The organism is Bacteroides sp. AM16-13 (genome assembly GCF_003602705.1).
In the GTDB taxonomy this organism is placed as follows: domain Bacteria; phylum Bacteroidota; class Bacteroidia; order Bacteroidales; family Bacteroidaceae; genus Bacteroides; species Bacteroides xylanisolvens.
Genome location: NZ_QTLK01000050.1, coordinates 1 through 7,385, shown reverse-complemented (window position 1 = coordinate 7,385; position 7,385 = coordinate 1). Strand labels below are relative to the sequence as shown.

Sequence of the window (7,385 nt, the reverse complement as noted above, 5' to 3'; positions counted from 1 at the left end):
TACTCGGTATTGTACTATGACGACCGCTACCGCGTTGTCCAACGTAAGGGCAATAACGGGCAGCACGGTACTGAATCCGTTTATACGGCTTACAACTTCGAGGGTAGCCCAACGAAAGAGAAACATGTGCACATCGTTCCCGGACAGGCGTCGGTTACCGAGGTTCATACTTATACCTACGACCTTGCGAACCGCCTGTTGAAGAGCGTTTATCAATTGAATGACAAGGATTCTATCACTTTGGTTGACAATATTTACGACGAGGTCGGTCGTCTGTTTGTAGACAGGCGCAACGGTGTTCCTGAATTGCGTACTACCTACAGTTACAATCTCCGTTCGTGGCTGAAAGGAGTCAGCAGCCCGTTATTCAGCCAGACTTTGAACTATCAGGAGACTATTAATGATATTGCCCCTTGTTATAATGGCAATATCAGCAGTCTGTTTTGGCGTACGGCACAGAATGATGTATCAAACGAATTGATTAGTTCTCCTGAAAAAGGTTATAGTTTTACCTATGACGGCCTTTCCTGCCTGAAAGACGCTGTTTATGGTGAAGGTACAAGCCTGAATCAAAACGGTAACCGTTTCAACGAACAGATAACCGGCTATGACAAAATGGGTAATATTCTGGGTCTGCTTCGTTACGGTCAAACGGGTACGGATTCTTACGGTCTGATTGACAACCTGAATCTGACCTACAATGGCAATCAGCTACAGTCCGTTTATGACAATGCCACCAACTCCGTATTTGGCAATGGTATGGAGTTTAAGGATGCAGCCCATGAGACTGTCGAGTATGCTTATGATAAAAATGGTAACCTGACTAAAGATTTAAACAAGAATATAACTGAAATTCAATATAATATCTTAAATTTGCCTAGTCACATTAGTTTTGCTGACGGAAGTAGTATTGTCTATGAATATGCGGCAGACGGCAGTAAAGTCCGTACCACGCATACTATAAATGATAACGTCACGTCTACTGTTTATTGTGGCAATGCGATCTATGAGAACGGCAGTTTGAAGATGTTGCTGAATGAGTCTGGTTATTATAGTTTCCAAGATAACAAGTTCCACTTTTACATTAAAGATCATCAGGGAAATGTCCGTGTAGTTGCTGATGAAACTGGTAAAGTTGATGAAGTGAATGATTACTATCCTTTTGGTGGTTTGATGTCTAATGCATGTAATAATGTGCAACCTTATAAGTATAATAGTAAAGAGTTGGATCGGAAAGGTGGATTGAATTGGTATGATTATGGGGCTAGACATTATGATGCGACCATAGGTAGATGGCATGCGGTGGATCTGTTAAGTGAAAAGTATTACGATTGGAGTCCGTATAATTATTGTTTAGATAATCCAATAAAACTAATTGATTCAGACGGAAAAGCTGCAATAATTCCTCCTTTCTTCTTTGGAACCGCTAATCCTTTAGTTACAGCGGGCAGTCGTATGACAATGTTTGGAACAGCGGATAAAGTGGTCAAGGCACTGCCCAAAGAGGAACACCATATTATTCCAAGATCGTTGGGTAAACATGATGTTGTAAAAGCGGCAAGAGAAGGAGGCTTCAAACTGGAAGGGAAGGAAAATAAAATGACTGTTGATAAATTCAGTAAAGCTACTGGGGAAGGACAGCATGGAAAGCATCCGAACTATACGGAACAATTACGTAAAGAATTTGATAATTTCGGTAAAAGGAATCCTAATGCTTCTCCTGAACAAAGTGCAAAATTTGTAAGAGGACAAGTATCTAATGCTAAAAATGCAATAGAGAACAACTCTAATACAAAGATAAATGATTTGGAATTAAAAAATACAACTTTGCCAACGGATGAAATAAAAGTCACTAAGCCGATAGAACCAATCAAACCGATAAAGGTTATTAATCCATGGGAAGTTTAACTTAAAACATTATATTATGAACTATTTTATAGTAGATGATTCTTTAAATGAGAAAATCGTAGGTAGCGATTTTCCACAAGTATACAAATTCATTAAGGGATATGATGAAGATGCGCCAAATTCTTTATTAAGCCTACATAAGTATTGGGATACCTTTCCAGATTATGAACCCAATCTTGACGGAGTAATGCTGGCAGGTTATGCCAAACTTACAGACTTTGTCAGCAGTGGGTTCGGTAGTCGCCTGCGTATTATGAGTCCTAAAGCTAAAGCCGTTCTTGAACAATTTGATTTATGTACTCATCGATTCTATCCTCTTGGGCTATATAAAAGGAAGATTAAGTATGATTATTTTCTTCTTCACATAGCTTCTGCGTATTCGGATTATGTGGATTATGAAAGAACTTCATTTGTGGAACAGAATTTTATAAATGGTTATAAATCAGAATCTTTTTTTGTTAAATCAAAAAAAGAATTTTGGGAAAGAAGGGAGAAAGTGGAGAACGAGAAGGGAATCTCTTGGGGTATATGGGGTGATAGAATTGTAATGAGCAAAGACTTTATCCCTAAACTGGATTTCTTTGAGATTTGCATACTTGATGGAAGTACTTATGTAAGCGAGCGTTTGAAGGAAGCTATCGAGAATGCAGGATTGACAGGCTGGGAATTTACTCCGGCAACTAATTTGATTGTAGAAGATTGATATTTGAAAGTAAATTCAATATTCAAACTTCTTATTTTAGGCAGACAGCTGCTCTGATTGGAATTGATTTTCTATATCAGGGCAGTTCTTCTTTTTTTATCCACCTCTTTCCTCTCCACATTCAGGGCAAAGGAAACCCTGGCGAAGGTATCATACAGTCGACATTTGACGAATTTACCTACCAATATCGCTACGACGCGCGTAACCGCTGTATCGCTAAAAAACTTTCTGGTACCTGCTTTGAGCACCCGTTGAAAACAGGTATCTTTTCTTCCAACTTCTCTTATACGGATACATATGATACCAGTCTGCATCTCCGTAGCCGTCATGATAGCAAGCTAGGCAGTGAGTTTTTTTATCAGGTCGAATTTTCCAATCCGATGTCGGTATCAATTGACACATATGGCTCTGTGGTGAAGGATACTCATCTTAGTCTCCTTCCTGTGTATGACGGCTCCGCGTTGAACGAGGTGGTGGAGGAATATGGTCCCGGCAAGAGCTGGCATACTACGGGACATTCCGTGAAGAATGACCGCATGACGAACTTTTCCCGGTCTGTGCGTATCTATCAGGCGGAAAAAGATGATAATCTGATAGTGGCAGGCACTTATGCGGAACAAACGCTGGATGCTGTCCGCACTACCGATGAGGACGGCAACGTCACTTACGAGTTCAAGGACAAAACCGGTCGAAAGCTTCTGACCCGCCAAATGAACGGTGACGAAGTTCATGATACCTATACGGTGTATGATGACTACGGTAATGTCCGTTTCGTTCTTCCTCCGCTGGCAGCGGATAGCTTGACGGCGGTACAGTCATATGCTGAAAGCCATCCTGTTTTGCAGAAGTATGCTTACATCTATCATTACGACAAGTATAATCGTTGTATCTATAAGAAACTCCCCGGCTGTGACCCTGTTTATACGGTTTATGACGCTGCCGACCGACCTATTTTTACTCAAGACGGTGAACAGCGCAAACGAAACGAGTGGTTTTTCAGTATTCCCGACGGGTTTGGCCGTGTTGTATTGAGCGGCATTTGCAAAAATCAACCGGCTTATGGTGCGGAGTCCACCCCTTTTGATACTGTTGTTGTAAAAGCCGTTTGGGCGAATGAGGAGAATCCGTTGAAAGGTTACCGGTTGGAAGGTATAACCTTAAGTTCCCCGACTGTCTTGTCGGTCAGTTATTACGATTCCTACGACTTCCTTGGTAAAAACGGTATTCCCGATGATGCAACGACAGCTTACTGCGAAACAGCCGGTTATGGCAAACGTTATGGAGATGATTGCAAAGGGCAGCAGACCGGAATCTTGACCGCCCGTTTTACTGACAGGGAATATACAGGCTTCATTTACTCGGCATTGTACTATGACGACCGCTACCGCGTTATCCAACGTAAGGGCAATAACGGGCAGCACGGTACTGAATCCGTTTATACGGCTTACAACTTCGAGGGCAGCCCAACGAAAGAGAAACATGTGCACAGTGTTCCCGGACAGGCACCGGTTACCGAGGTTCATACTTATACCTACGACCTTGCGAACCGCCTGTTGAAGAGCGTTTATCAATTGAATGACAAGGATTCTATCACTTTGGTTGACAATATTTACGACGAGGTCGGTCGTCTGTTTGTAGACAGGCGCAACGGTGTTCCTGAATTGCGTACTAACTACAGCTACAATCTCCGTTCTTGGCTGAAAGGAGTCAGCAGCCCGTTATTCAGCCAGACGTTGAACTATCAGGAGGCTATTAATGATATTTCCCCTTGCTATAATGGTAATATCAGCAGTCTGTTTTGGCGTATGGCACAGAATAATGCTTCAAACGCATTGATAAGTTCTCTTGAAAAAGGTTATAGTTTTACCTATGATGGCCTTTCCCGCCTGAAAGACGCTGTATATGGTGAAGGTGCAAGCCTGAATCAAAACCGTAACCGGTTCAACGAACAGATAACCGGCTATGACAAAATGGGTAATATTCTGGGTCTGCTTCGTTACGGTCAAACGGGTGCGGATTCTTACGGTCTGATTGACAACCTGAATCTGACCTACAATGGCAATCAGCTACAGTCCGTTTATGACAATGCCACCAACCCCGTATTTGGCAATGGTATGGAGTTTAAGGATGCGGCCCATGAGACTGTCGAGTATGCTTATGATAAAAATGGTAACCTGACTAAAGATTTAAACAAAAATATAACTGAAATTCAATATAATATCTTAAATTTGCCTAGTCACATTCGTTTTGCTGACGGAAGTAGTATTGTCTATGAATATGCGGCAGATGGCAGTAAAGTCCGTACCACGCATACTATAAATGATAACGTCACATCTACCGTTTATTGTGGCAATGCGGTCTATGAGAATGGCAGTTTGAAGATGTTGCTGAATGAGTCTGGTTATTATAGTTTCCAAGATAACAAGTTCCACTTTTACATTAAAGATCATCAGGGAAATATCCGTATAGTTGCTGATGAAGCCGGTAAAGTCGATGAAGTGAATGATTATTATCCTTTTGGTGGTTTGATGTCTAATGCATGTAATAACACACAGCCTTATAAATATAATGGTAAAGAGTTGGATCGGAAAGGCGGACTGGATTGGTATGATTATGGGGCAAGATATTATGATCCTCTAATAGGTATGTTTTTGTCAGTTGATCCTCTATCTGAAAACTTCTATTCTGTTAATCCTTATGCTTATTGTTTGAGTAATCCTTTTAATCGTATTGACCCGACAGGAATGTCTTCACGTTATAATTGGAAAACTAAAAGATATGAGGATGAAGATGGCAATGAAGTTTCTTGGGAAGAAGTACGGGCTGAATATCAATTAGATGGAATGTCTTCTCCTGCTGTTGATGGTCTTAATGATTGGGGACTTTCTAATGAGACTGATGATGGAGGAAATGTTGATGCAATCAGTGGTGCAGCTCCTAAGGTAACATCTCTTAAGATAATAGAACCTAATGCCACTACTGTCATACCTGTAGTGATGCCATGGAAATCTCTGGCAGGAGAGGCTTTCGGAAATATTATTTCTAGATTTATAGGACCTGCATTTTTAATTTTCACTTTACAAGGTGATTCTTCACCAGCATATGTTAAGGAAGCAAAAGATAGTAGCAATAATGAGAAACATGGTGATGGAGGAAGAACATTAAGTAAGGATGAAAAGAGAATCAAGGATTTAAAACAAAAAATAGATCGTTCGCCCAATAAGAAAGAGAAACAAGCATTAAAAAAGAAATTGCAAAATATTAAAAGAAATGGAGAGAAACAACGTGAAGGAGAAGAACATAGTAGAACAAGGAAAAGGTAAGATAAAACTTATATATGTTTTGAATAAGGGAATAGTGGCACGAAATAATGTTGGTGATATTATGTTCTTTCAGTTTGGACAGAATATAACCCCTTATTTGGTTCTACCTTATGATTATATGGAGGCAGATCCCGAGTATCCGGAATGTACGGAAGTGTATTCGTTTTTTAATGAAGGTTTTGCGTTTTGGGTAAGCAAGAAAGATCGGGATGTTCTTTATAAAATGGTTTGTATGTCTAGCTTTATTTTTGAAGGATATGAGTTGATAGGGATGGAATATGATAAGTTTATAAGTTTAAAACTGCTATATCCTGATTATGTTCAATATGATAGTGAATATCCGGGTAGTAATATAAATTTTAGGCATTATACTATATATTATTTCTGTAAATATCAATTTGTATTTTATGTATGGCGAGGAAAAATTAGGAGAGTGTATTTGAAAGACCGTTTTTTTAGAAACAAAACTTACTATATGAGAAATTTTGATGTTGTGAAATATGAAGAATGAGAATTTTATTGGATAATAAAGAACTAATTCTTTACTTGTAATTATCAACTCCTGCATGAACATTGCTCTTGTTTTTGCAGGAGCTTTTCTGCCATGACGATCGGATCCTCGTCCCATGGTAACGACATTTACTTGCACCTATCGTCAGACAACCTGATCACGAAAGAGACGGAATGGCACAGCCTGTCGGAGATGGAGGTAAATCTGGACGAGTTCTTCTGACCCGGCAGATGAACGGTGGCGAAGCTCATGATACCTATACGGTATATGACAATTACGGTAATGTCCGTTTCGTACTTCCTCCACTGGCAGCGGATAGTTTGACGGCAGTACAGTCATACGCTGAAAGCCATCCTGTTTTGCAGAAGTATGCTTACATCTATCATTATGACAAGTATAATCGTTGTATCTATAAGAAACTCCCCGGCTGTGACCCTGTTTACACGATTTATGACGCTGCCGACCGACCTGTTTTTACTCAAGACGGTGAACAGCGTGAGCGAAACGAGTGGTCTTTCAGTATTCCCGACGGGTTTGGCCGTGTTGTATTGAGCGGCATTTGCAAGAATCAACCGGCTTATGGTGCGGAGTCCACCCCTCTTGATACTGTTGTTGTAAAAGCCGTTTGGGCGAATGAGGAGAATCCGTTGAAAGGTTACCGGTTTGAAGGTATAACCTTAAGTTCCCCGACTGTCTTGTCGGTCAGTTATTACGATTCCTACGACTTCCTTGGTAAAAACGGTATTCCTGATGACGCAACGACAGCTTACAGCGAAACAGCCGGTTATGGCAAACGTTATGGAGATGATTGCAAAGGGCAACAAACCGGAAGCTTGACCGCCCTTTTTACTGACAGGGAATATACAGGCTTCATCTACTCGGCATTATACTATGACGACCGCTACCGCGTTATCCAACGTAAGGGCAATAACGGGCAGCA

General features: G+C 40.7%; 4 protein-coding genes and 1 pseudogene. All 5 read left to right on the top strand.

Features of this window, described 5'->3' with window-relative positions:
- Positions 1-1,908: RHS repeat domain-containing protein (locus DW173_RS23175; protein WP_305000437.1), on the top strand; the 1,908-nt coding region annotated here is incomplete at its 5' end.
- A 16-nt stretch (positions 1,909-1,924) separates the two neighbouring features.
- Positions 1,925-2,611 carry an imm11 family protein gene (locus DW173_RS23165; protein WP_120145310.1) on the top strand — a complete coding sequence of 229 codons (687 nt, stop codon included), beginning with the start codon at positions 1,925-1,927 and terminating at the stop codon, positions 2,609-2,611.
- The gene (locus DW173_RS23160) at positions 2,608-5,934 is read left to right on the top strand and encodes an RHS repeat domain-containing protein (protein ID WP_233562284.1); all 3,327 of its coding nucleotides are present in this window, start codon (positions 2,608-2,610) and stop codon (positions 5,932-5,934) included. The genes DW173_RS23165 and DW173_RS23160 overlap by 4 nt, the downstream gene beginning before the upstream one ends.
- Entirely contained in the window at positions 5,882-6,445 is a 564-nt protein-coding gene (locus tag DW173_RS23155) for a hypothetical protein (RefSeq protein ID WP_008023711.1), read from the top strand. The genes DW173_RS23160 and DW173_RS23155 overlap by 53 nt, the downstream gene beginning before the upstream one ends.
- Positions 6,446-6,618: 173 nt before the next feature.
- A pseudogene (locus DW173_RS23150) lies at positions 6,619-7,385 on the top strand (RHS repeat-associated core domain-containing protein); the annotation flags it as partial.

Bases quoted from the DNA above. Each gene is read 5' to 3' on its own strand.
- DW173_RS23165 (WP_120145310.1), top strand. From the start codon at position 1,925: ATGAACTATTTTATAGTAGATGATTCTTTAAATGAGAAAATCGTAGGT.
- DW173_RS23155 (WP_008023711.1), top strand. From the start codon at position 5,882: ATGGAGAGAAACAACGTGAAGGAGAAGAACATAGTAGAACAAGGAAAA.